Raw genomic sequence first — 21,394 nt, forward strand, 5'->3', positions numbered from 1 at the left:
AAAAATATGGCTCTTTGGGGTGGACGATTCATTAATGAATCTCATAAATTATTTAAAAAATTTAATACATCTTTATCGTTTGATCATGTTTTAGCAAAAGAAGATATAATCGCTTCTATTGCTTGGTCTCAAGCGCTAATGAAAAGTAATATTCTTACTAAAGAAGAGCAAAAAACAATAGAGTCTGCACTTCTTGTCTTATTAAAAGAAGTTCAAGATAATACTCAAAGTATTCTCACAAGTAATTCTGAAGATATTCATAGTTGGGTTGAGTCTAATCTGATTAATAAAATTGGAAAACTAGGAAAAAAACTACACACAGGTCGCAGTCGTAATGATCAAATTACTACGGATTTAAAATTATGGTGTAGAAAAAAAATTTATATTTTGTTAGAAACAATAATTGAATTGCAAAAAAATTTTATTTTAAGTGCAGAATCTAATTATAATGTTATTATGCCAGGATATACTCATTTACAACGTGCACAACCAATTACTTTTGCATATTGGTGTTTAGCTTATGTAGAAATGTTGAAGCGAGATGTTAGTCGTTTAAAAGATGTTTTAAAGCGTTTAAACATAAGTCCTTTAGGTTCTGGTGCTCTTTCTGGAACAGCATGGAAAATCAATCGTGAAGAACTTGCCTTATCTATGGGATTTAAATCAGCAAGTAATAATGCATTAGATAGCGTTTCTGATCGTGATTATATTATTGAGCTTTTATCCACTGCTGCTATTTCTATGATGCATTTATCACGATTTTCTGAAGATTTAATTTTTTTTAATTCTGGTGAAGCTAATTTTATTGAATTATCTGATGCCATTACATCAGGATCCTCTTTAATGCCTCAAAAAAAGAATCCAGATGCATTAGAGCTTATTCGTGGTAAATGTGGTCGTGTTTATGGTTCTTTAAATTCTATTTTAGTTATACTAAAATCTCTTCCTTTATCTTATAACAAAGATATGCAAGAGGATAAAGAAGGCTTATTTGATTCTATAAAAACATGGAATAATTGCTTAAATATTGCGATATTAGTTTTAAAAAACGTAAAAATAAAACATAAATCTTGTCGTAAAGCTGCAGAAGAAGGTTATTCTAATGCAACAGAAATTGCTGATTATTTAGTAAAAAAAGGTTTAACTTTTCGTGAAGCTCATAATATATCTGGTCAATTAGTATTACATGCAATTAATGAAAATAAATCTTTAAATAATTTAACGTTATCTACGTTTCAAACTTATAGTAATCTTATTGAAGAAGATATTTATAAAAACATTACTTTAGAATCTTGTTTAGAAAAAAGATTATCACAAGGTGGTGTAGCACCATTTCAAGTGTATCAAGAAATTGTTAAAGCTAAAAAAAGATTAAATATTCTTTAAAAATATCATTAAAAAAATTACAGCTTTTATAGTTATTAACTGGCATTTAAAATTATTTAAATGCTAGGTTCATAAGAGTTCAAAAATAAATATATTTAAAGTATAAATATATAGGATATATAATTTATGCAAGATATAGTGTTTTTTATTAGTGAAAATCTTATACTTAGCAGTATATGGTTTTTTTTACTAATAATAGTAATATTATTAATAGTTAAAAATTTTTTTTTAAATTTTAAATTTATTAATAATATACAAGCAATAAAATTAATAAATAAAAATAATGCGATTGTAATTGATACGCGTTCTTCAAAAATTTTTGAAAAAGGTCATATTGTTCATTCTATCAACATTCCATTACAAAAAGTATCTTTAAAAAATATTAACGAAATAGATTTAGATAAATCATTTCCTATTATTTTAATATTTCATGAAGTCAATGAATATAACAAATACATAAGAGAATTTATAAAATCTGGTTTTAACGATATTTTTGTCCTAAAAAATGGTATATATAATTGGAATTTAGATTATTTACCATTAGTGACTAAAGAAAAATAATTTTAAATGAGCAATAGTCTAGTATTATTTTTCATTTATGAACACGTATATTCTTATCAATCTTATAGAGATATTATGTCAGAAACAAAAATAAATAAAAAATTTTTTGAAATTCAACGTATTTATATAAAAGATGTTTCTTTTGAAGCACCAAATACGCCCAATGTTTTTCACTTAAAATGGGAGCCTATTGTAAAATTTAATTTGAATACTTTTTCTAAAAAAATAGAAAAAAATATTTTTGAAATTATTTTACAAATTAAAGTTATTGTAAAAATTAAAGAAAAAATAGTATTTTTATGCGATGTAGATCAAGCAGGTATTTTTTTTATTTCAGATTATAATGAAAAAAAAATAAATTATTATTTATATTCTTATTGTCCTAATATTTTATTTCCTTATGCCCGTGAATGTATCTCTGGTTTAGTATCTCATGCTAGTTTTCCACAGATGAATATTATGCCTATTAATTTTGATGATATTTATAAAAATCATATAAAATTTAAAAAAAATAGTGTCTAGGCGTAAAAAAATAAAACAATACTTTTAATTTTTTATTCCAGATAAAAAATTATATTTAATTACATTTGAAGTACCATAAATATTATTTGGAGAAAACTATGTCTTTTTCAGAATCATCAAAAATATGGAATAAAATAGTTTATCAAGTATCTTGTTCATTAAAAAAAGAACCAATTTTGTCAGATTTTTATCAAAATAGTGTTCTTCAGCATAATAATTTGCTTGATTCTTTAAGTTATATATTAGCAAATAAATTGTCTACATCTAGTATTTCTGAAAAAAAAATGCAAATTATTTTTCATGATATATATATACATAATTCTTCCCTATTAAATTTCATCGTTAAAGATATCAATGCTATATTAAGTAGAGATCCAGTAGTAACAGATTACTTGACGCCTTTATTATATTTAAAAGGCTTTCATGCATTAGAAGCTTATAGATTGAGTCATCATCTTTGGAATACGAAAAAAAAATCATTATCTATATATTTACAAAATAGGATATCTACTGTATTCTCAGTTGATATTCACCCGGCTGCCTGTATTGGTTCAGGTGTAATGTTAGATCATGCTACTGGTATCGTTATTGGGGAAAGTGCAATTATAGAAGATAATGTTTCAATTTTTCATTCTGTTACTTTGGGTGGAACTGGTAAAAACAATAGTAAAAATAGACATCCTACTATTAGAAAAGAAGTCGTTATTGGTGCTGGAGCAAAAATATTAGGGAATATTGAAGTAGGTTTTGGCGCAAAAATAGGTGCTGGTTCCATAGTTGTAAAGAATGTTCCTTCGAATGTAACAGTAGTAGGAATACCAGCAAGAATTGTTAACTCAATAGGTAATAATAAGTTTTCTTCTAAAGAAGAAAAAAATAACTTATTCTATATTCATGGATTTCAGTATGGTGATGGAATTTAATTTATTTTTTTACTTCTATAAAATAAAAACTTCTGTTTTTAAAAAAACATTGAGAAATACTAGTACAGAAGTTTTATTTTATGTTAAATCAATTTAATCATCTAAAAAACTACGCAATATTTCTGATCTACTTGGATGACGTAGTTTTCTAAGTGCTTTTGCTTCTATTTGACGTATTCTTTCTCGTGTTACATCAAATTGTTTTCCAACTTCTTCTAAAGTATGATCAGTATTCATATCAATTCCAAAACGCATACGAAGGACTTTTGCTTCACGTGCAGTTAGACCTGATAAAACGTCATGTGTTGCTGATCTCAAACTTTCAGATGTAGCGGAATCTAGAGGTAGTTCTAAGGTGGTATCTTCAATAAAATCACCTAAATGTGAATCATCGTCGTCTCCAACAGGTGTCTCCATAGATATTGGTTCTTTAGCTATTTTTAATACTTTCCTAATTTTATCTTCAGGTATAAGCATTTTTTCAGATAGCTCTTCTGGAGTAGGTTCTCTACCTATTTCTTGTAACATTTGTCTAGAAATTCGATTCAATTTATTAATAGTCTCAATCATATGTACTGGAATACGAATAGTACGTGCTTGATCAGCAATAGATCTAGTAATTGCTTGTCGAATCCACCAAGTAGCATATGTAGAAAATTTATAACCTCGACGATATTCAAATTTATCTACTGCTTTCATGAGACCAATGTTACCTTCTTGAATTAAATCTAAAAATTGCAATCCTCTATTTGTATATTTTTTTGCAATAGAAATCACTAATCTTAAATTAGCTTCTACCATCTCTTTTTTTGCACGTCTAGCTTTCGCTTCACCAATAGACATCCTTTTATTAATATCTTTTACTTGTTCAATGGTTAAGCCGGTTTCTTCTTCTATTTCAATAAGTTTTTGCATACTGCTTAAAACAGAATCTTTTATTTTAATTAAATTTTTAGACCATGGTTGATTTTTATTTTGTTCTTTTATAAACCAACTATTATTAACTTCATTTCCTGAAAAAATTTTTATAAAATTTTCTTTAGGCATATTGCATTTTTCAACACATAATTTCATAATAATTTTTTCTTGTTTTCTAACTCTTTCCATCATATTACGCATATTATTAACCAAATGATCAAATTGTTTTGGAACTAATCTAAATTGTTTAAAAACTTCTGAAAGATGATAAATTTCTAATAACGAATCTTTATGTGTTCTTTTTTTGTTTTTAATAGTATTATTTGTATTGTGGTATTGTATTCGTAATTCAGAAAATTTTTCATTAGCTAGTTCTGGATCAATACTATGATCATCTTCGTTATCATCTTGATTATTTTCTTCATCTTCTTCAGAACTTTGTTCCTCATCTAATAGTTCTGAACCTATATGAATAGCAGTAGGAGAAAAAATTTCTTCTGCATTTGGATCGACGAAACCTGTTATAATATCAGATAATCGTATCTGTCCAGTTTTAATACGATCGTATTGTTCTAAAAGATAAGTAATAGCTTCTGGATATTCTGATACTGAACATTGTACTTGATTTATACCTTCTTCAATACGTTTTGCTATATCAATTTCTCCTTCTCGTGTTAATAATTCTACTGTTCCCATTTCTCGCATGTACATACGAACAGGATCAGTAGTTCTTCCTAGTTCTGATTCTACACTAGATAATACTTGTGTTGCTGCTTCAACTGCATCTTCATCCGTATCTGTATTTATTTCATTTAAAATTAAATCATCAGCATCAGGTGCTTCTTCAACTACTGGGATTCCCATATCATTAATCATCTGAATAATATCATCAATTTGTTCAGAATCAATAATTTCTTCTGGTAAATGATCATTAACTTCAGCATAGGTTAAATACCCTTGTTCTTTACCATGCGTAACAAGTAGCTTCAGTTGCGATTGTGGATTTTGTTGATCCATAAGGCGGTATCCAAATTCTGTTAATTTTATAAAATTAATTGACTATACTGTCAATAATGAATAATAATAAAATTATTTTAAATTTTAAAATATATATTTCATAATTAAATTATTAATAGAATTAATTATTTATTTTTTGATAATGCTTTATTAATAGACCAAATTTCTTTTTTTTCAGTCAGTGTTAATCCTGTTTTTCTCTCTTTTGAAATGAGGTACTCCTGTCTTTCTTGAAGAATTCTATCATATATATTCATTAATAAATCTAAAAACATATTTTGAATTTCTTCTTGAACAATCATATGATCCCAACTAGATAAAATTTTTAAAATATTGATAATTTTACTATTTCTGTATAATTCTAATAATTGTCCTGTACTAATATTGGGATTATTAATACATGTCTGCAATATTTCTAAAAAAATAGGCAATCCTTTTAACTTGAAGTTTTTAAATTTTATTACTGAAGGTGCAACTTTAGATAAGATTGGATTTTGTATAAGTAATGCGATAAGAGTTCGCATAGAAGTTCTTTTAATTTGGAATTGTTTTGATTGTTCATTCTTTTTGATTTCTTTTTCATACAAAAATTTTTCAAATTGATGATCATCTAAAATTCCTATCATTCGAGCTAATATTTGACGTAAATAAATTCGTACTGTATCACTAGAAATATTATTTATTAATGGTAGAGCACGTGAGCTTAAATAAAATTTATCATCATTAGATGATAAATTAACATTTTTTAAAAGACATCTGAAAAAAAACTTTGGCAGAGTAATTGCATTATCAATACGTTTTTGAAATGCTTCTGTACCTTCTTTTCTAATAATTGAATCAGGATCTTCATTATTAGGTAATAATATAAATTTTAATGTTTTTTTATCAGTAATATGTGGTAAAGATTTTTTTAATATTCGCCAAGCTGCATTTTTTCCTGCATCATCACCATCATAGCAGTATATAACGACATCAGTATTTTGAAACAGAATTTGGATGTGTTCGTTTGTTGTTGCTGTTCCTAATGAAGAAACTACATAATTAATATTATATTGTGTTAAAGTTATCACATCAATATAACCTTCAACAACTAATAAATATTTAGGTTGATTACATTTTTTTTTAACCTGATATAATCCATAAATATGCTTTCCTTTATGAAAAATATCTGTTTCAGGTGAATTAAGATATTTGGGAAAGATATTATTTATTGCTCGACTTCCAAAACCTACAATTCTACCGTGATGATCTTGTATGGGAAATATTATACGTCCTTGAAAGCGATCATATTTATATCCTTTTTCGCTAATAGAAATTATATTGTAATGTAATAGTTTTTGTTCTAATTTTTTACTTATATCTAGTTTTTTGTAAAAATTTTTCCACTGTAAACTAGAAAATCCAATGAGAAAAAAATCAATCATTTTTTTATTAATCCCTCTTTTAGCTAGATATTGATGAGCTAAATTAGTAAAAATTATATTTTTTTGATATAATTTACACATTTTTTCCATTAATAAATATAAATTTTGTTTTTTATTATAATGATTGTTTTTTTTTGTATTTTCAAATGGTATTTGCATACCATGAATCATAGAAAGTTCTTCGATACTTTCTATAAAACTTAAATGTTCATAATTGATTAGAAAATCAATAGCATTTCCATGTGCGTTACATCCAAAACAATAGTAAAATTGTTTTTCATTACTTACAGTAAAAGATGGAGTTTTATCATGATGAAAGGGACAGTTAGTTTGATAGTTTTTGCCGTATTTTTTTAATTTTATACGTGTATTAATCAGTTCTACAATATTAGTGCGAAATAGTAGTTCAGTAATAAAAGATTTAGGTATTTTTCCAGACATATAATTTTACATTATAGAATTCATTTCCGTTCTTAAAAAAGAACGGTTTTTAATATTTTTATTTTTTTCATATATTTAGTACATACGTATTCGTCTTGCATTTTCTCGTGTGAGTTTTTTTGCAAGTCTTTTAACTGCAGAAGCTTTTGCTCGTTTACGTTCAGTAGTTGGTTTTTCATAAAATTCTCTTCGACGAATTTCAGCTAGAATTCCAGCTTTTTCACAAGAACGTTTAAAACGGCGAAGTGCTACATCAAATGGTTCATTTTCACGGACTTTTATTATTGGCATTTAAGATTTACCTTAATAAGTTATCTTTATTAAATAGAAAAAATTCTAAAATATTTTTTAGGATAATAGATCTTATATTAATCAATGTGATATTATAAAGTATAATTTTTTACATTTACTATGATTTTTCAGAAACTCTTTATTAATTTAAAAAATTAGAATATAGGTGTAAATAATTATGAAGATCTTGGGTATTGAAACTTCTTGTGATGATACAGGTATTGCCCTTTATGATAGTGATAAAGGATTATTAATAAATAAAATATATAATCAAAAAAAATTGCATAATATATATGGAGGAATAGTTCCTGAATTAGCATCTCGTGAACATATGAAAGCAATAATTTCTTTATTAAAACAAACATTTAGAAAAAAAAATATGATTGAAGATATTAATCTTATTGCATATACTGCAGGACCTGGTCTAGTAGGTTCTTTATTAGTAGGTGCTACATTTGCATGCTCTTTGGGTTTATCTTTAAATATTCCAGTTCTTCCAGTAAATCATATGGAAGCACATTTATTATCACCTATGTTAGAATTTAAATCAATTAAGTTTCCATTTATTGCATTATTAGTATCAGGAAAACATACTCAAATTATTGCTGCTTATGAATTAGGTAAGTATGAAATACTCGGAAATTGTCTAGATGACGCAGCAGGTGAAGCATTTGACAAGACTGCAAATCTATTAGGATTGTCATATCCAGGTGGTGTTCAATTATCTAAATTAGCTTCTCAAGGAATTAAAGATTATTTTTATTTTCCTCGACCTATGATTAATCATCCAGGTCTAAACTTTAGTTTTTCTGGATTAAAAACTTTTACAGCTCAAATTATTAATAAATGTGGTCAAAGTATACAAGAAAAAGCTAATATTGCAAGAGCTTTTGAAGATGCAGTAATTGATATATTATTAATTAAAACTAAAAAAGCTTTAAAAGAAAAAAAATGGAAACGTTTAATTATAGCAGGTGGTGTGAGTGCGAATTATCTTTTACGAAAAAAATCAGAACAAATGATGGAAAAGTATTTTAATGGAAAAGTATTTTATTCTAGTGTAAAATTTTGTACAGATAATGGCGCGATGATTGCATATCTTGGTTTTTTACGTTATTTAGAAGCTAGAGACTCTCAATTAGAAATTTTAGTAAAACCTAAGTGGTCTATTAGTGATTTATAGTTATTTTTTTAAAAAAATTAATTTTAATAACTATTTTATGTATTTTTAACATAAAAAATGATGTCTTGTATAGTTAAAACTTGCATATTATTATTTTTAGAAAATTTTATTATTTCATTAGTACGAGCCATAGTTCCATCTTTGTTAGTTAATTCACATATTACTCCGGCTGGTTTAAAACCTGCTAATGAAACAATTTCGATAGCAGCTTCTGTATGCCCGGCTCTTGCTAAAATTCCACCACTGTCAGCTCTTAATGGAAAAACATGTCCTGGCCGATTTAAATCACTAGGTTTAGCATTATCAGCTATCGCTGTTTTTATAGTCGTAAGTCTGTCCTGAGCTGATACACCAGTAGATACACCTTTAGAAGCTTCGATTGTGACTGTGAATCCTGTACGATATTTACTAGTATTTTTTTTTACCATCATAGGTAAATTAAGTTTTTTTCTTCTAGATTCTGTGATACAGAGACATACGATGCCGCTACCATATCGAATGGTTAGAGCCATTTGTTCTACTGTCATATTTTCACATGCAAAAACTAGATCTCCTTCATTTTCGCGTTTTTCATCATCTAAGATGATAATACCTTGACCGGATTGTAAAGCAAATATTGCTTTTTTAATTCTTTCTATAGGTGTTCCAAATTCGTATAAGAGCGTTTGATTCATTCCTACAAACCTTCTGAATAAAATACATTATTGAAAAATAGAATTTTTAGATAAATGATATTTATAGTTAATATCGAATCCTTAAAATATTTTTTATAAAAATATTTATTTAGTATATTATATATTGAAATAAATTTAAGAGCAATGTACAAAATTGTACTTTTAAATTAGACATACGTTTTTCTTTTCAAGAAAAGAATTTATTGAATAGTTTGAAAAAACTAAATTTTATAAAAATTTTTTATTTAAAGCATAGTTTAAAATTTAACTCGTTAATTGTTAAAGTTTCAGTTCCAATTTTTTTGATAACTATACTAGCTCCTATATTAGCGTAAAAACATGCTTCTTCTAAAGAATATCCTTTAGCTAAAGAAGCAGCAATTATAGCAATTACTGTATCTCCTGCACCTGTTACATCACATGCTGTTTTTGAAATGGCAGGAAAATGTATTGGTTTTTTTTTATTTTGAAATAAAGTCATTCCGTGATGAGAACGAGTTATTAATAATGCTGATAGTTTCAGTTCAGATAATAATTTTATTCCTCTTTGTAAAATTTCTTGTTCTTTATAACATTTTCCGACTATTTTTTCAAATTCAGCAAGATTCGGTGTTAATAAACTCGCTCCAGAATATTTTGTAAAATCTATTCCTTTTGGATCCACAAGTATAGGGATTGACATTTTTTTTGCTAAATTAATTATTTTTTTAATATGAAATAAAGTTCCTTTTTCATAATCTGATAAAATTAAAATTTTAAAGTATGGGAGTGAATTAATTATTTTTTGATATAATAAATCATTTTGTTTAGCGATATATTTTTCTTGAAAATCTATTCGAATCAATTGTTTATTTTCCGATAAAATTCTAATTTTTGTGATGGTCTTATTTTTTTTTATAGGAATTAGATCACAATCAATTCTAATGTGATGTAAAAGTTTTTTTAATATTAATCCTTCATCATCTACACCAATAAAACCAATTATTTTAGAAGATCCACCAATTTCAGCAATATTTTTAGCTACGTTTGCAGCACCACCTGGTTGTTTTTTAACTTTATTGATTTTGACAATTGGTATAGATTTTTCTGATAGTATGGAATAATTTTTACTATACCAATAACAATCTAATATAAGATCTCCAACCACAAGAACAAGTGAGTTATTAAAATCAATAAATTTTTTTTTCATAATATTTTCTCTTTAAATAATCATAATTTTAAATATTTAATATATTTTGTAAAATTAAAAATAATTATATATTTTAAAACATGAACAATGTATTTTTTTATATATCTTATCTATAAAATAATTACAAGATTTAATTATTTATATTAATAAATAATTTATTTAATAGTATTTTATGTAATAGAATATAATATTATTTTAAAATATAAGAAAATAGCATGAAAATATATTTAGTAGGAGGAGCAGTTCGTGATTCTTTATTAAACTTACCTATTAAAGATAGGGACTGGGTAGTAGTAGGAGCGACAAAACAAATGTTATTAGAAAAAAACTTTCAGCCGGTAGGAAAAGATTTTCCTGTTTTTTTACATCCAGAAACGCACGAAGAATATGCTCTTGCGAGAAAAGAAAGAAAATCTGGAAAAGGATATACTGGATTTTATACTGATTCTAATTCTAGTGTCACTCTAGAAGATGATTTGATAAGAAGAGATTTAACCATGAATGCTATTGCTGAAGATCAAGACGGAAATCATATTGATCCTTTTAAAGGAAAAAAAGATATTCAATGTCGTTTAATAAGACATGTTTCTGAAGCCTTTATAGAAGATCCGTTACGAGTTTTACGTACAGCGAGATTTGCTGCTTCCTTAATACATTTAGGATTTCAAATAGCCAAGGAAACTATGGAATTAATGTCTATTGTAGTAAGAAAAAAAGAATTATTATATTTAACTGCAAATAGAATATGGAATGAAACTGAAAAAGCATTTAAAACTTATAATCCTCATGTATATTTTCAGGTTTTATATTCTTGTAAGGCGCTCCAACTGTTTTTTCCAAAAATGTATTTTTTTTATGAAAGAGATATTTTTTTAAAAAATAACCTATTAAAAAAAATATGTAATAAAGATAATATATTAATGGGATTAGCAAAAATATCAAATTTTGAAAAAAATGTTGATATTCGCTTTGCTTATCTCTGTCAATTTTTATCAATTAATCAACTGTTTTTTTTTCCTTCTAAAATATTTTATGATACTAATTCTGTTTCTATTGTACAGAGTTTATGTAAAAGTTTTCATATTCCATCTTCTATTCGAGATATAGCAGTTTTAAATACGGGTTTTTATATTTTTTTGAAAACGATTCAATCTCAATCATCCAAAAATATTGTCAGATTATTTTATAAAATTGATGCTTGGCGAAAACCGGATCGTATAAAAAAATTAGCGTTTTTAAATGACTTTAATTTTTTGAATCAAATTTCGACTAAGTTAATTAGTTTTAAATCTGGTTGTTTTCTAAAAAAATGTTTTTCTATTGTAAAAAATGTTTCTATTCAATTAATTTTAGATAAAGGTTTTAAAGGAAATGAAATTAAAGATGAATTAATGCGCATTAGAATTAAAAAGCTTCAACTATGGCGTTTAAAAAATTTTAAATCTCATATTTAATTTTATAAAAAAAGTATTTTTCTATAGTTATAAATTTAAATTAATTTATAAAATAAATTAGTAAAGCCATTATCAAGCGATATATTCCAAAAAATATTAGTGATGTTTTATCAATAAATTTTAATAATTTTTTTATACATATTATAGAAATTGTAAAAGATATTATAAATCCGATAAAAAAAACGGGAAGATCTAATATTTTTATATTATGAAAATTATTGATTAAATCATATAAAGATGCTCCTATTAATAAAGGAATAGATATAATAAAAGAAAATTCTATGGCAACCGAACGTTTGATTCCTAATAATATTCCAGTTCCTATAGTCATTCCAGATCTTGAAAAACCAGGGCATAAACAAAAAATTTGAAATAGTCCAATAATAATGGATTGTGATAAATTAATTTTATTAAGATTTGATATTTTATATTTTTTAGGTTTAAATATTTCAGAAATTATAAAAAACAAACTACCTAATATTAATGCATACATAACACTATTAATATTAAATAATATTTTAATTCTTTTATAAAATATATATCCTAAAATGATAGTAGGTGCAATAGAAAAAAAAACATGGATTACATTTGTTTTTTTATTTTTTATATTAATTTTTAATATTAGCATATTAATAATTTTTTTATGAAAAAAATATAATGTTCCAAATACAGAACCTAATTGAATAAATATATCTAATATTTTTGTGTTATTATTATTTTGTATTCCTAACCAGTGTGAAGCGATAATTATATGTCCTGTAGAAGAAATAGGAAGAAATTCTGTGATTCCTTCTACGATTCCAAGAATAATCGAAGTAATAATCTTATAGAATTCAATCATTTTTTTCTTATTTATGTGTTAGAATTTGATATGAATAAAATTAAAACGGTACTAAATAACAGCACCGTTTTTATATTGAAAATCAATTATATAGAGTTATAATAGTTGTTTCTCCAGCAACAGTATTACCAGATGATTTTTCTATTTTTTTAAAATTTTCTATATTAGATATTACAACAGGAGTTAAAATAGATTTAGATGCTTCTGTTAAAAAATCTAAATCAAATAAAATTATTTCATCTCCTATGTTTACGTTTTGATTATCATTAGCTATTTTTGTAAAACCCTTACCTTTTAACTTCACAGTATCAATACCAAAGTGAACAAATAATTCGACATTATCTTCAGAAATAATTGAAAAAGCATGTAGACTTTCAAATATTTTACCAATAGTACCGTTCACTGGTGCTAATATTTTATTTCCTGTTGGTTTAATTGCTATTCCATCTCCTACAATTTTTTTGGAAAAAACTAGATCTGGCACATCTTCAATATGAACAATATCACCAGATAAAGGTGCAACAATTTCTATTTTTTTAGAAAAATTAGATTTTTTACTATTAAATAAATTAGAAAAGAAATTCATTTTTTCTCCTAAGTGTTTTTTATTTTATTTGCGGTATTTTTACCTCCTAATATTTCATAAATTTTTTACTAAATGAAGTATTTCTTTTGTAGTTGATAATTTTAATGCTTTTTGTGCTATTTTTTTTGCTTTAGAAAAAGATGTATTACGAATTATTTCTTTTATTTTAGGAATGCTAATTGAACTCATACTAAATTCATCTAGTCCCATACCTAATAATAGAACAGTAGCACGTTCATCCCCTGCAAGTTCTCCACACATACCAGTCCATTTTCCATTTAAATGTGCTACGTCAATAACTGTTTTAATTAATTTTAAAACAGATGGATGCATTGGATTGTAAAGATGTGAAATTAAATCATTTCCTCTATCAACTGCTAAAGTGTATTGTGTTAAATCATTAGTTCCAATACTAAAAAAATCTACTTCTTTTATTAAATATTCAGCGATTATAGCTGATGCAGGTGTTTCTATCATAATGCCAATTTTAATATTTTCATCAAATAATATATTATTATTTTTAAGTTGTTTTTGAATATTATTGATTTCTAATTTTAGCATTCTAATTTCTTCAACAGAAATTATCATAGGGAAAAGAATGTATATTTTGCCAAAAGCTGAAGCCCTAAGGATAGCTTTTAATTGAGCATATAATATTTCTTTCCGATCTATTGAAATTCTGATTGCACGCCAACCAAGAAAAGGGTTATCTTCTTTTGGTAAATTCATGTAAGGAAGATCTTTATCACCACCAATATCCATGGTTCTTATAATAACAGATTTATTTTGCATTAATTCTGCAACTTTTTTGTATGCTTGGAATTGTTCATTTTCAGTAGGTAAAGAGTTTCTTCCCATAAATAAAAATTCTGTTCGATAAAGACCAATACATTCGGCACCGTTTTTTTGAGCAGAATAAATATCTTCTATATTACCAATATTAGAACCAATTTTAACATTATGTCCATCAATAGTAGTAGCATGTAAATTTTTTAAATTGATTAATTTATTTTTTTTTGCGGAATATTTATTTTTTACTTCTTTTTTCTGATTAATTAATTCATTAGATGGATTGATAAAAATTTCATTATGAATAGCATCTAAAATAATATAATCATTATTTTTGACCATACTTGTTACGTTACTAGTCCCTACAATTGCTGGAATTTCTAATGATCTTGCCATAATCGAAGTATGTGATGTCCTCCCTCCTAAATCAGTAATAAATCCTAAAATATATTTTAGATTAATTTGTGCTGTTTCTGAAGGAGTTAAATCTTTCGAAATTAAAATCACTTCACTTGTTATATTGTTTAAATCAATAATATTTAAATTAAGTATGTTTTTTAATAAACGATTTCCAATATCTCTTACGTCAATAGCTCTGTTTTTTAAGTACTCATCTTTGAGTTTTTCTAAAGCTTTTGCTTGACTTTCAATAATCAATTCAGTGGCTTCTGCAGCGCATATTTGTCTTTCTTTTATTAAAGAAATTATTTCCTGTTCTAACTCTTCATCTTCAAGAAGCATAATATGGCCTTCAAAGATGCTTTCTTTATCTTCTCCCAATGTTTCTCTTGCTTTAATTTTAATTTGTTTTATTTGTTCTATTGATTTTTTTCTGCCTTCAAAAAAAATTTTTATTTCTTTTGTAATATTTTCAATATGAATAATTTTGCGGTTAATAAGAATTTCTTCTTCTTTTAATAAAAGAGCCCGGCCAAAAGCTATACCCGGTGATGCTAAAATGCCTGAAATCATAACATTACCTTTAATAATAAAGTTTATCTATGTCAGAGAAGGACAATATGGTGGGTCAGGCAAATACATTTTTTCATATAATAATTCGGAAGTTATTTTTATATAACCTCCGATATTTTTAGAAAAATTAATAAATTATTTTTATGATAATTTATTCTAGTTCTGTCATTATGTTAGATAAATGCTCAATAGCTTGCTGTTCATCTTCTCCTTCAGCAGACAATGTAATAAGACTTCCTTTAATTAATCCTAGTGTTTGAATCTTGAATAAACTTTTGGCATTTACTGTTTTATCATTGTAAATAATATAAATTTCAGAAATAAATTTTTTTGCTTCTTTTACAAATTGAGCTGCAGGACGAGTATGTAATCCATGTGGAGCTGTTATTGTTATTTGGTTTTGAAACATTTTTTTTCCTTAAATTCGGTTTTATTAAAATGATTTTTCAAGTTATAATTTTATTATAAATAATTGAAATACAACTTCTGAAATAAAAAAGATCACATAAAAAGATTTTTTTATTGCAGAAATTGTATCATTTTAATGTTTTTCTTTATTTTCAAATAATGTAGAAAATAGTTCTGTACTTAAATAACGTTCTCCTGAAGAAGGTAATATAACAACTATTGTTTTATTTAAAAATTTTTTTTGTTTCTGTATTTTTAAAGCTGCAAATAAAGCTGCACCTGAAGAAATTCCTGCTAATATTCCTTCTTTTTTCATTAGTTTTTGAGCTGTAAATATTGACTCTTCACTTGAAACAGTAATTACTTGGTCAATTAATTTTAAGTCTAAATTTTTAGGAATAAATCCAGGTCCTATACCTTGAATTTTATGTGGTCCAGGTGTTATTTTTTTTCCTGATAAAAATTGTGTAATAACAGGTGATTCTGATGGTTCAACTGCAATACTAATTAATTTTTTTTTGCCTTGTCTTTGTTTGATATACCTAGTAATACCTGTAATAGTTCCTCCTGTTCCTACAGCAGAAATTAAAATATCTATTTTACCATCAGTATCATTCCATATTTCAGGACCAGTTGTTTTTTCATGAATTTCAGGATTAGCTGGATTTTCAAATTGTTTTAATAAAAGATATTTTTTAGGATTACATGATATAATTTCATTAGCTTCAGATATGGCTCCTTTCATGCCTAATGTTCCATCTGTTAATACTAATTTAGCTCCTAAAGATTTTAGCAGTTTTTTTCTTTCAATAGACATTGTATCTGGCATAGTAAGAGTTAAATCATAGTTTCGAGAAGCTGCAACATAAGCAAGCGCTATTCCAGTATTCCCGCTAGTAGCCTCGATTAATTCTATATTTTTACTAAGCCTTCCATTTTTTTCGGCATCCCAGATCATATTAGCACCAATCCTACATTTAACACTGAAGCTAGGATTTCTAGATTCTATTTTTACTAAAATATTTCCATGTCCTATATTTTTTAAACGAACTAGTGGTGTGTTTCCGATTGTTAAAGAATTATCTTCATATATTTTACTCATATTAATCCCTGTTTTTGAAAAATTTTTTTATTTTAATTAAGAGCTTTTACAATATGAAATATACTGTTATTTTTTTTAAAATTAAAATATTTATTATACTTTTGTTTATTTTTAAAAAAATCTATTTTTTTATTATAAGTAAAATTATATAATAAAAAATATTAAAAAATACTAATATTATTAATTTATAAAATTTGAGATAATTTTGAATCCATTATATATATATGTATTAAATTTATGACATCTATTAAAAACAAAATTGATAAATTGCGCAAAAAAATTTTAAGATATGAATATTTTTATCATCAATTAGATAAATCAATTATTTCTGATGCAGAATATGATTACTTACTTGATCAGTTATATAATTTAGAATTAGATAATAAAGAGTTTATTACTCCTGATTCACCGACACAAAGAGTAGGTTCAAATTTAACAAATAAATTCAAAAAAATTACGCATTTTTTCCCTATGTTATCCTTAGATAATACCTTTACTTTAAAAGGTTATTTAGAATTTGAAAAAAGAATTAAAAAATCTTTTAATAATATTCTAATATCTTTATGTTGTGAATTGAAAATAGATGGTATAGCTATTAGTATCATTTATGAAAAAGGAATATTTGTACGAGCTGCAACTCGTGGAGATGGTTATCAAGGAGAAAATATTACTTCTAATGCGCGAATGATAAAATCAATTCCATTAAAATTAACAGGACTCGATATACCTAAAAGATTAGAAGTTCGAGGTGAAGTATTTATGTTAAAATCTGATTTTTTAACATTAAACAAACAATGTAAAATAAAAAACAATAAATCTTTTTCTAATCCTCGAAATGCAGCTGCAGGCTCATTACGTCATATTGATCCTACAATAACAGCTGAAAGAAAATTAATGTTTTTTTGTCATGGTTGTTATTTTTTTAGCAAAAAAATAAAATTCACCACGCATTATGAACAATTAATACAGTGTCATACATGGGGATTACCAGTAAATCAAGATATGATAAATTGCCTACAATATGAAGAAGTTTTTCATTTTTATAAAGAATTTGAACAAAAACGACATCTTCTTGATTTTGATATAGATGGAATTGTTGTTAAAGTTAATTCAATAGATTTTCAAAATAAACTGGGTGTGCATACAAAAGCACCAAGATGGGCTATAGCATTTAAGTTTTTTTCTTCTGAAAGAATAACAAGATTAAACGATGTAAAGTTTCAGGTGGGTAGAACAGGAATAATTACACCTGTTGCTTATTTTGAACCTGTATATATATCTGGTGTGACAATTAAGCAGGCTTCATTACATAATAAAAGTGAAATAGAACGATTAGATTTACATATTAATGATCATGTTGTAATTTGTCGGTCAGGAGATGTTATACCAAAATTATTAAGTGTTGTTTCAGATTATCGTGAGAAAAATGCAACAAAAATTATATTTCCTACATTATGTCCTGTTTGCCATACAAAATTATTAGAAAATAAAGAAGAAAAAATAATTCGTTGTCATGCTGGACTAACATGCGATCCTCAAAAAAGAAAATCATTATGTCATTTTTTTTCAAAGAAAGCTTTAAATGTAAGAAGTTTAGGACCTAAAATTATTAATTCACTCATTAAAAAAGGATATGTTAACAATCCAATAGATTTTTTTTATCTTACATCTAATGATTTAATTAATTTGAGAAATATTGGAGATAAAAAAAGTATAGAAGTTATTGATTCGATTAATCAATGTAAGAAAACTACTTTCAAACGTTTTATTTATGCGTTAGGTATTTCTAATGTAGGTGAAATTGCTTCCGAAAAAATTGCAAATTATTTTATCACATTAGATCAATTACTCAATACTAATATTTCAGAATTAAAAAATATACATGGAGTTGGAAAGATAGTTGCAACTAATATATTAAACTATCTCTCTATTACATGTAATCGTGAAATGGTTATTAAACTAGTAAAAAAAATAGGTATTTTTTGGAATGATACAAGATTTCTGATAAAAAGTTATAAAAAAACATATTTTTTTGATAAGAGAATTGTATTAACGGGTGTTTTTACTTTTTATTCAAGAATAGAACTTAAGAAAATTTTAACTAATTTAGGTGCAAAAGTTTTTAGTACCATTTGTAAAAATACTGACATACTGATATATGGTAAAAAATTTGGTTCTAAATTTTTTAAAGCAAAATCGTTAAATATAAAATTGATAAGTGAAAAAGAATTAATTTCTTTAATTTAATTTTTTTTGGGTCGTGCAGGATTTGAACCTGCGACCAATTGATTAAAAGTCAACTGCTCTACCGACTGAGCTAACGACCCTTTTTATAATATGTTTTGGTGGGTGATGACGGACTTGAACCGCCGACTTCCTCCGTGTAAAGGAGGAGCTCTACCAACTGAGCTAATCACCCTTCAAATTACTATCTGTCATTCTTATTGTAATGGTAGAAGAAATAGAGTCAATCTTTTTTTAAAAAATAATATTTGTTTGTTGTAAATTTAATCATTATGATCAAAATAACATCTATATTTTTTATTTGAAATTAGTTCTGAATATTTTAAAAATATTTTTATTAACAAAAAATTTTAAAAGGAATACATGAAAATAAAAACTCGTTTTGCGCCTAGCCCCACTGGGGATTTACATATTGGTAGCATTCGCACTGCTTTATACTCTTGGTTATTTGCAAGGCATCATAATGGAGAATTTGTTCTTCGTATAGAAGATACAGATCTTCAACGTTCTCAAAAAATTTCTATTGATTCTATTTTACAGGGATTAGAATGGTTAGGATTAAATTGGGATGAAGGACCTTATTTTCAAACTAAGAGATTAGATCGCTATAAAGAAGTAATTAACATTCTTTTAGAAAAAAAAAATGCATATAAATGTTTTTGTTCATCTCAAGAATTAGAAGAAATTAGAACTAATCAAATTCAAAAAGGTTTAAAACCTCGATATCCTGGTACTTGTAGAAATTTAAAAATTAATCATCTTCATAATAAAGATTACGTAATACGATTTAAAAATCCAACTACTGGAAAAGTAATATTTAACGACAAAATTAGAGGAGATATTATTTTTGATAATTCAGAATTAGACGATCTTATTATTCAACGGTCAAACGGAATCCCAACTTATAATTTTTGTGTGGTTATAGACGATTTAGATATGAAGATTACTCATGTAATTCGTGGAGAAGATCATATTAATAATACGCCACGTCAAATTAATATTTTAAAGTCTTTAGGCGCGCAAATACCTATTTATGCTCATTTATCAATGATTTTAGATGAAGAAGGCAATAAAATTTCTAAGAGAAAAAATGCATTAAATATCATTGAGTATTATAAAAAAGGATTTCTACCAGAAGCATTATTAAACTATATAGTCCGATTAGGTTGGTCACATGGTGATAAAGAAATTTTTAGTCTATTAGAAATGAAAAAGTTATTTAATTTAAATTTTATTAGCAAATCTTCTAGTATTGTAAATATAAAAAAGCTTTTATGGATTAATAAGTATTATATTAATAATCTATCAGTACAACATATTTCTAGCCTTCTTAAAGATTATATGGAAAGAGAAAAAATTGATATTCATAATGGTCCTAGTTTAGAATTATTAGTAAAATTATTAAGAAGTCGTTGTCACACATTAAAAGAAATGACAGAATTTTCTCGTTATTTTTATGAAGAATTTGATTTTTCTGATCAAAAATTAGTAGAGAAATATTTGACATGTAATAATTGTCAGATTTTAGAAAAGATATATAACAAATTAGAAAAAATATTGGTTTGGAATCATTTAGTGATATCTGAAGTTATTAATAACTTATCAAAAAAAAATCAAATTAATACAAAAGAAATAAACATGATTTTACGTATTGTAATCACAGGTAATATTTACTCGCCGAGTATCAGTTCTGTGATTGATTTAGTTGGTCAAAAAAAAACTTTATTGAGAATAAAAAAAGCAATTAATTATATTAATACTTTATATATTTGACAAACATAAATAATTAAATTTAATTTTTTAAAGAAATAAATTGACAGAATTCATGTGTTTTTATATTGTAATATTTTTGGGGTTATAGCTCAGTTGGTAGAGTGCTTGCATGGCATGCAAGATGTCAGCGGTTCGAGTCCGCTTAACTCCAAAAAACTCATTCTTATCGGCATGATGAAGATTAAATTAAAAAATACTCAAAATAACATGAAATATTACTACTAAGTCCTTTAAATTCATTTTAAAATTATAGTACCGTGCTGTATTTTATTCAGCACAGTATTTTTAGAATTAAATTTGTTGATTCATTATTTCTTGATAAGCAGAAATAATTTTATTTCTTACTTGAATGGCCATTTGCATAGAAAGAGTAGACTTTTCTAAATTTATCATTACATCATTCAAAGAGATTCCTGATTGATTTAATGTAAATTTTTCAGAATCTTTTTTTGCATTGTTTTGAATATTGCTAATTTCTCCTAATGCCGTTTTTATATAGTCGATAAAATGATTTGATTCTATATTATTTTCTGTATTTATATTTTTATTTAAAAAATTAATTTTTGTGTGAATGTTGTGATAATTAATATTTTTAATAAACATAATTTTCCTCTTATATAAATTTTTTATTTTTTAAATGACTATCTTATTGTTTTTTGATAAACAATAAATAAAGATTTTTGATAAACAATAAAT

At 25.5% G+C, this 21,394-nt stretch carries 19 protein-coding genes and 3 tRNA genes; 9 read left to right on the forward strand and 13 right to left on the reverse strand.

The window, feature by feature from the left end; all coding sequences use genetic code 11:
- Positions 1–6 precede the first annotated feature (6 nt).
- From argH to cysE, 4 genes are all read left to right on the forward strand, one after another.
- Positions 7–1,386, forward strand: coding sequence for an argininosuccinate lyase (gene argH / locus BUMPG002_RS00260; RefSeq protein WP_025368708.1), 1,380 nt, complete (start codon positions 7–9; stop codon positions 1,384–1,386).
- Between the two features lie 126 nt (positions 1,387–1,512).
- A complete protein-coding gene (locus tag BUMPG002_RS00265) occupies positions 1,513–1,947 on the forward strand; it encodes a rhodanese-like domain-containing protein (RefSeq protein ID WP_025368709.1) in 435 nt (144 codons plus the stop codon).
- 75 nt (positions 1,948–2,022) lie between these two features.
- Entirely contained in the window at positions 2,023–2,469 is a 447-nt protein-coding gene (gene secB / locus BUMPG002_RS00270; protein WP_025368710.1) for a protein-export chaperone SecB, read from the forward strand.
- A 98-nt stretch (positions 2,470–2,567) separates the two neighbouring features.
- Positions 2,568–3,392 carry a serine O-acetyltransferase gene (gene cysE / locus BUMPG002_RS00275; RefSeq protein WP_025368711.1) on the forward strand — a complete coding sequence of 275 codons (825 nt, stop codon included), beginning with the start codon at positions 2,568–2,570 and terminating at the stop codon, positions 3,390–3,392.
- 93 nt (positions 3,393–3,485) lie between these two features.
- Here cysE and rpoD read toward each other — a convergent pair whose 3' ends face one another.
- From rpoD to rpsU, 3 genes are all read right to left on the reverse strand, one after another.
- Entirely contained in the window at positions 3,486–5,327 is a 1,842-nt protein-coding gene (rpoD, locus tag BUMPG002_RS00280; protein WP_025368712.1) for an RNA polymerase sigma factor RpoD, read from the reverse strand.
- A gap of 125 nt (positions 5,328–5,452) precedes the next feature.
- The gene (gene dnaG, locus BUMPG002_RS00285; protein WP_025384560.1) at positions 5,453–7,192 is read right to left on the reverse strand and encodes a DNA primase; all 1,740 of its coding nucleotides are present in this window, start codon (positions 7,190–7,192) and stop codon (positions 5,453–5,455) included.
- A 75-nt stretch (positions 7,193–7,267) separates the two neighbouring features.
- Positions 7,268–7,483, reverse strand: a complete 216-nt coding sequence (gene rpsU, locus BUMPG002_RS00290; protein ID WP_009874014.1) for a 30S ribosomal protein S21 — start codon at positions 7,481–7,483, stop codon at positions 7,268–7,270.
- A 178-nt stretch (positions 7,484–7,661) separates the two neighbouring features.
- On the opposite strand from rpsU, the gene tsaD reads away from it, so the two are divergent.
- The gene (gene tsaD / locus BUMPG002_RS00295) at positions 7,662–8,666 is read left to right on the forward strand and encodes a tRNA (adenosine(37)-N6)-threonylcarbamoyltransferase complex transferase subunit TsaD (RefSeq protein ID WP_025368714.1); all 1,005 of its coding nucleotides are present in this window, start codon (positions 7,662–7,664) and stop codon (positions 8,664–8,666) included.
- A gap of 35 nt (positions 8,667–8,701) precedes the next feature.
- Here the strand turns inward: tsaD and ribB are convergent, their stop codons facing one another.
- Together ribB and rfaE1 are read right to left on the reverse strand one after the other, a co-directional pair.
- A complete protein-coding gene (gene ribB / locus BUMPG002_RS00300; RefSeq protein WP_025368715.1) occupies positions 8,702–9,340 on the reverse strand; it encodes a 3,4-dihydroxy-2-butanone-4-phosphate synthase in 639 nt (212 codons plus the stop codon).
- A gap of 241 nt (positions 9,341–9,581) precedes the next feature.
- Positions 9,582–10,529 (reverse strand): D-glycero-beta-D-manno-heptose-7-phosphate kinase, encoded by a 948-nt coding sequence (gene rfaE1, locus BUMPG002_RS00305; protein ID WP_025368716.1) that lies wholly within the window; start codon positions 10,527–10,529, stop codon positions 9,582–9,584.
- 215 nt (positions 10,530–10,744) lie between these two features.
- On the opposite strand from rfaE1, the gene BUMPG002_RS00310 reads away from it, so the two are divergent.
- Positions 10,745–11,983 (forward strand): tRNA CCA-pyrophosphorylase, encoded by a 1,239-nt coding sequence (locus BUMPG002_RS00310; RefSeq protein WP_025368717.1) that lies wholly within the window; start codon positions 10,745–10,747, stop codon positions 11,981–11,983.
- A 40-nt stretch (positions 11,984–12,023) separates the two neighbouring features.
- Here BUMPG002_RS00310 and BUMPG002_RS00315 read toward each other — a convergent pair whose 3' ends face one another.
- The 5 genes from BUMPG002_RS00315 to cysK all read right to left on the reverse strand — a co-directional run bounded on the left by BUMPG002_RS00315 (position 12,024) and on the right by cysK (position 16,681).
- On the reverse strand, positions 12,024–12,824 hold the full coding sequence (locus BUMPG002_RS00315) for an undecaprenyl-diphosphate phosphatase (protein ID WP_025368718.1): 801 nt from the start codon (positions 12,822–12,824) through the stop codon (positions 12,024–12,026).
- 82 nt (positions 12,825–12,906) lie between these two features.
- Entirely contained in the window at positions 12,907–13,410 is a 504-nt protein-coding gene (gene crr, locus BUMPG002_RS00320) for a PTS glucose transporter subunit IIA (protein WP_025368719.1), read from the reverse strand.
- 54 nt (positions 13,411–13,464) lie between these two features.
- Positions 13,465–15,171: a phosphoenolpyruvate-protein phosphotransferase PtsI gene (gene ptsI, locus BUMPG002_RS00325; RefSeq protein WP_044006119.1), complete on the reverse strand. Its 1,707-nt coding sequence runs from the start codon at positions 15,169–15,171 to the stop codon at positions 13,465–13,467.
- 151 nt (positions 15,172–15,322) lie between these two features.
- Positions 15,323–15,580, reverse strand: a complete 258-nt coding sequence (locus tag BUMPG002_RS00330; protein ID WP_025368720.1) for an HPr family phosphocarrier protein — start codon at positions 15,578–15,580, stop codon at positions 15,323–15,325.
- A 132-nt stretch (positions 15,581–15,712) separates the two neighbouring features.
- Positions 15,713–16,681, reverse strand: a complete 969-nt coding sequence (gene cysK, locus BUMPG002_RS00335) for a cysteine synthase A (RefSeq protein WP_025368721.1) — start codon at positions 16,679–16,681, stop codon at positions 15,713–15,715.
- A gap of 237 nt (positions 16,682–16,918) precedes the next feature.
- Here cysK and ligA point away from each other — a divergent pair, with 237 nt between their 5' ends.
- Positions 16,919–18,928, forward strand: coding sequence for an NAD-dependent DNA ligase LigA (gene ligA, locus BUMPG002_RS00340; protein ID WP_025368722.1), 2,010 nt, complete (start codon positions 16,919–16,921; stop codon positions 18,926–18,928).
- Between the two features lie 7 nt (positions 18,929–18,935).
- On the opposite strand, the gene BUMPG002_RS00345 is transcribed toward ligA, so the two are convergent.
- Both BUMPG002_RS00345 and BUMPG002_RS00350 read right to left on the reverse strand, forming a co-directional pair.
- Positions 18,936–19,008: transfer RNA gene (locus BUMPG002_RS00345), tRNA-Lys, on the reverse strand.
- Between the two features lie 16 nt (positions 19,009–19,024).
- Positions 19,025–19,100 (reverse strand) — tRNA-Val (locus BUMPG002_RS00350).
- Positions 19,101–19,288: 188 nt separating this feature from the next.
- On the opposite strand from BUMPG002_RS00350, the gene gltX reads away from it, so the two are divergent.
- Together gltX and BUMPG002_RS00360 are read left to right on the forward strand one after the other, a co-directional pair.
- Entirely contained in the window at positions 19,289–20,698 is a 1,410-nt protein-coding gene (gltX, locus tag BUMPG002_RS00355) for a glutamate--tRNA ligase (protein ID WP_044006120.1), read from the forward strand.
- A 78-nt stretch (positions 20,699–20,776) separates the two neighbouring features.
- Positions 20,777–20,849: transfer RNA gene (locus BUMPG002_RS00360), tRNA-Ala, on the forward strand.
- A gap of 140 nt (positions 20,850–20,989) precedes the next feature.
- Here the strand turns inward: BUMPG002_RS00360 and fliE are convergent.
- Positions 20,990–21,301, reverse strand: coding sequence for a flagellar hook-basal body complex protein FliE (gene fliE, locus BUMPG002_RS00365; protein WP_025368723.1), 312 nt, complete (start codon positions 21,299–21,301; stop codon positions 20,990–20,992).
- Positions 21,302–21,394 lie beyond the last annotated feature (93 nt).

The sequence above is a fragment of the Buchnera aphidicola str. G002 (Myzus persicae) genome (assembly GCF_000521565.1).
GTDB lineage: Bacteria > Pseudomonadota > Gammaproteobacteria > Enterobacterales > Enterobacteriaceae > Buchnera > Buchnera aphidicola_C.

What these genes read in the sequence shown, in the direction of transcription:
- fliE (WP_025368723.1), bottom strand. Translation starts at nt 21,301, where the DNA reads ATGTTTATTAAAAATATTAATTATCACAACATTCACACAAAAATTAAT.
- ptsI (WP_044006119.1), bottom strand. Translation starts at nt 15,171, where the DNA reads ATGATTTCAGGCATTTTAGCATCACCGGGTATAGCTTTTGGCCGGGCT.
- cysE (WP_025368711.1), top strand. Translation starts at nt 2,568, where the DNA reads ATGTCTTTTTCAGAATCATCAAAAATATGGAATAAAATAGTTTATCAA.
- cysK (WP_025368721.1), bottom strand. Translation starts at nt 16,681, where the DNA reads ATGAGTAAAATATATGAAGATAATTCTTTAACAATCGGAAACACACCA.
- dnaG (WP_025384560.1), bottom strand. Translation starts at nt 7,192, where the DNA reads ATGTCTGGAAAAATACCTAAATCTTTTATTACTGAACTACTATTTCGC.
- rfaE1 (WP_025368716.1), bottom strand. Translation starts at nt 10,529, where the DNA reads ATGAAAAAAAAATTTATTGATTTTAATAACTCACTTGTTCTTGTGGTT.
- BUMPG002_RS00315 (WP_025368718.1), bottom strand. Translation starts at nt 12,824, where the DNA reads ATGATTGAATTCTATAAGATTATTACTTCGATTATTCTTGGAATCGTA.
- secB (WP_025368710.1), top strand. Translation starts at nt 2,023, where the DNA reads ATGTCAGAAACAAAAATAAATAAAAAATTTTTTGAAATTCAACGTATT.
- tsaD (WP_025368714.1), top strand. Translation starts at nt 7,662, where the DNA reads ATGAAGATCTTGGGTATTGAAACTTCTTGTGATGATACAGGTATTGCC.
- rpsU (WP_009874014.1), bottom strand. Translation starts at nt 7,483, where the DNA reads ATGCCAATAATAAAAGTCCGTGAAAATGAACCATTTGATGTAGCACTT.
- BUMPG002_RS00330 (WP_025368720.1), bottom strand. Translation starts at nt 15,580, where the DNA reads ATGTTTCAAAACCAAATAACAATAACAGCTCCACATGGATTACATACT.
- crr (WP_025368719.1), bottom strand. Translation starts at nt 13,410, where the DNA reads ATGAATTTCTTTTCTAATTTATTTAATAGTAAAAAATCTAATTTTTCT.
- gltX (WP_044006120.1), top strand. Translation starts at nt 19,289, where the DNA reads ATGAAAATAAAAACTCGTTTTGCGCCTAGCCCCACTGGGGATTTACAT.
- BUMPG002_RS00265 (WP_025368709.1), top strand. Translation starts at nt 1,513, where the DNA reads ATGCAAGATATAGTGTTTTTTATTAGTGAAAATCTTATACTTAGCAGT.
- rpoD (WP_025368712.1), bottom strand. Translation starts at nt 5,327, where the DNA reads ATGGATCAACAAAATCCACAATCGCAACTGAAGCTACTTGTTACGCAT.
- BUMPG002_RS00310 (WP_025368717.1), top strand. Translation starts at nt 10,745, where the DNA reads ATGAAAATATATTTAGTAGGAGGAGCAGTTCGTGATTCTTTATTAAAC.
- ribB (WP_025368715.1), bottom strand. Translation starts at nt 9,340, where the DNA reads ATGAATCAAACGCTCTTATACGAATTTGGAACACCTATAGAAAGAATT.
- ligA (WP_025368722.1), top strand. Translation starts at nt 16,919, where the DNA reads ATGACATCTATTAAAAACAAAATTGATAAATTGCGCAAAAAAATTTTA.
- argH (WP_025368708.1), top strand. Translation starts at nt 7, where the DNA reads ATGGCTCTTTGGGGTGGACGATTCATTAATGAATCTCATAAATTATTT.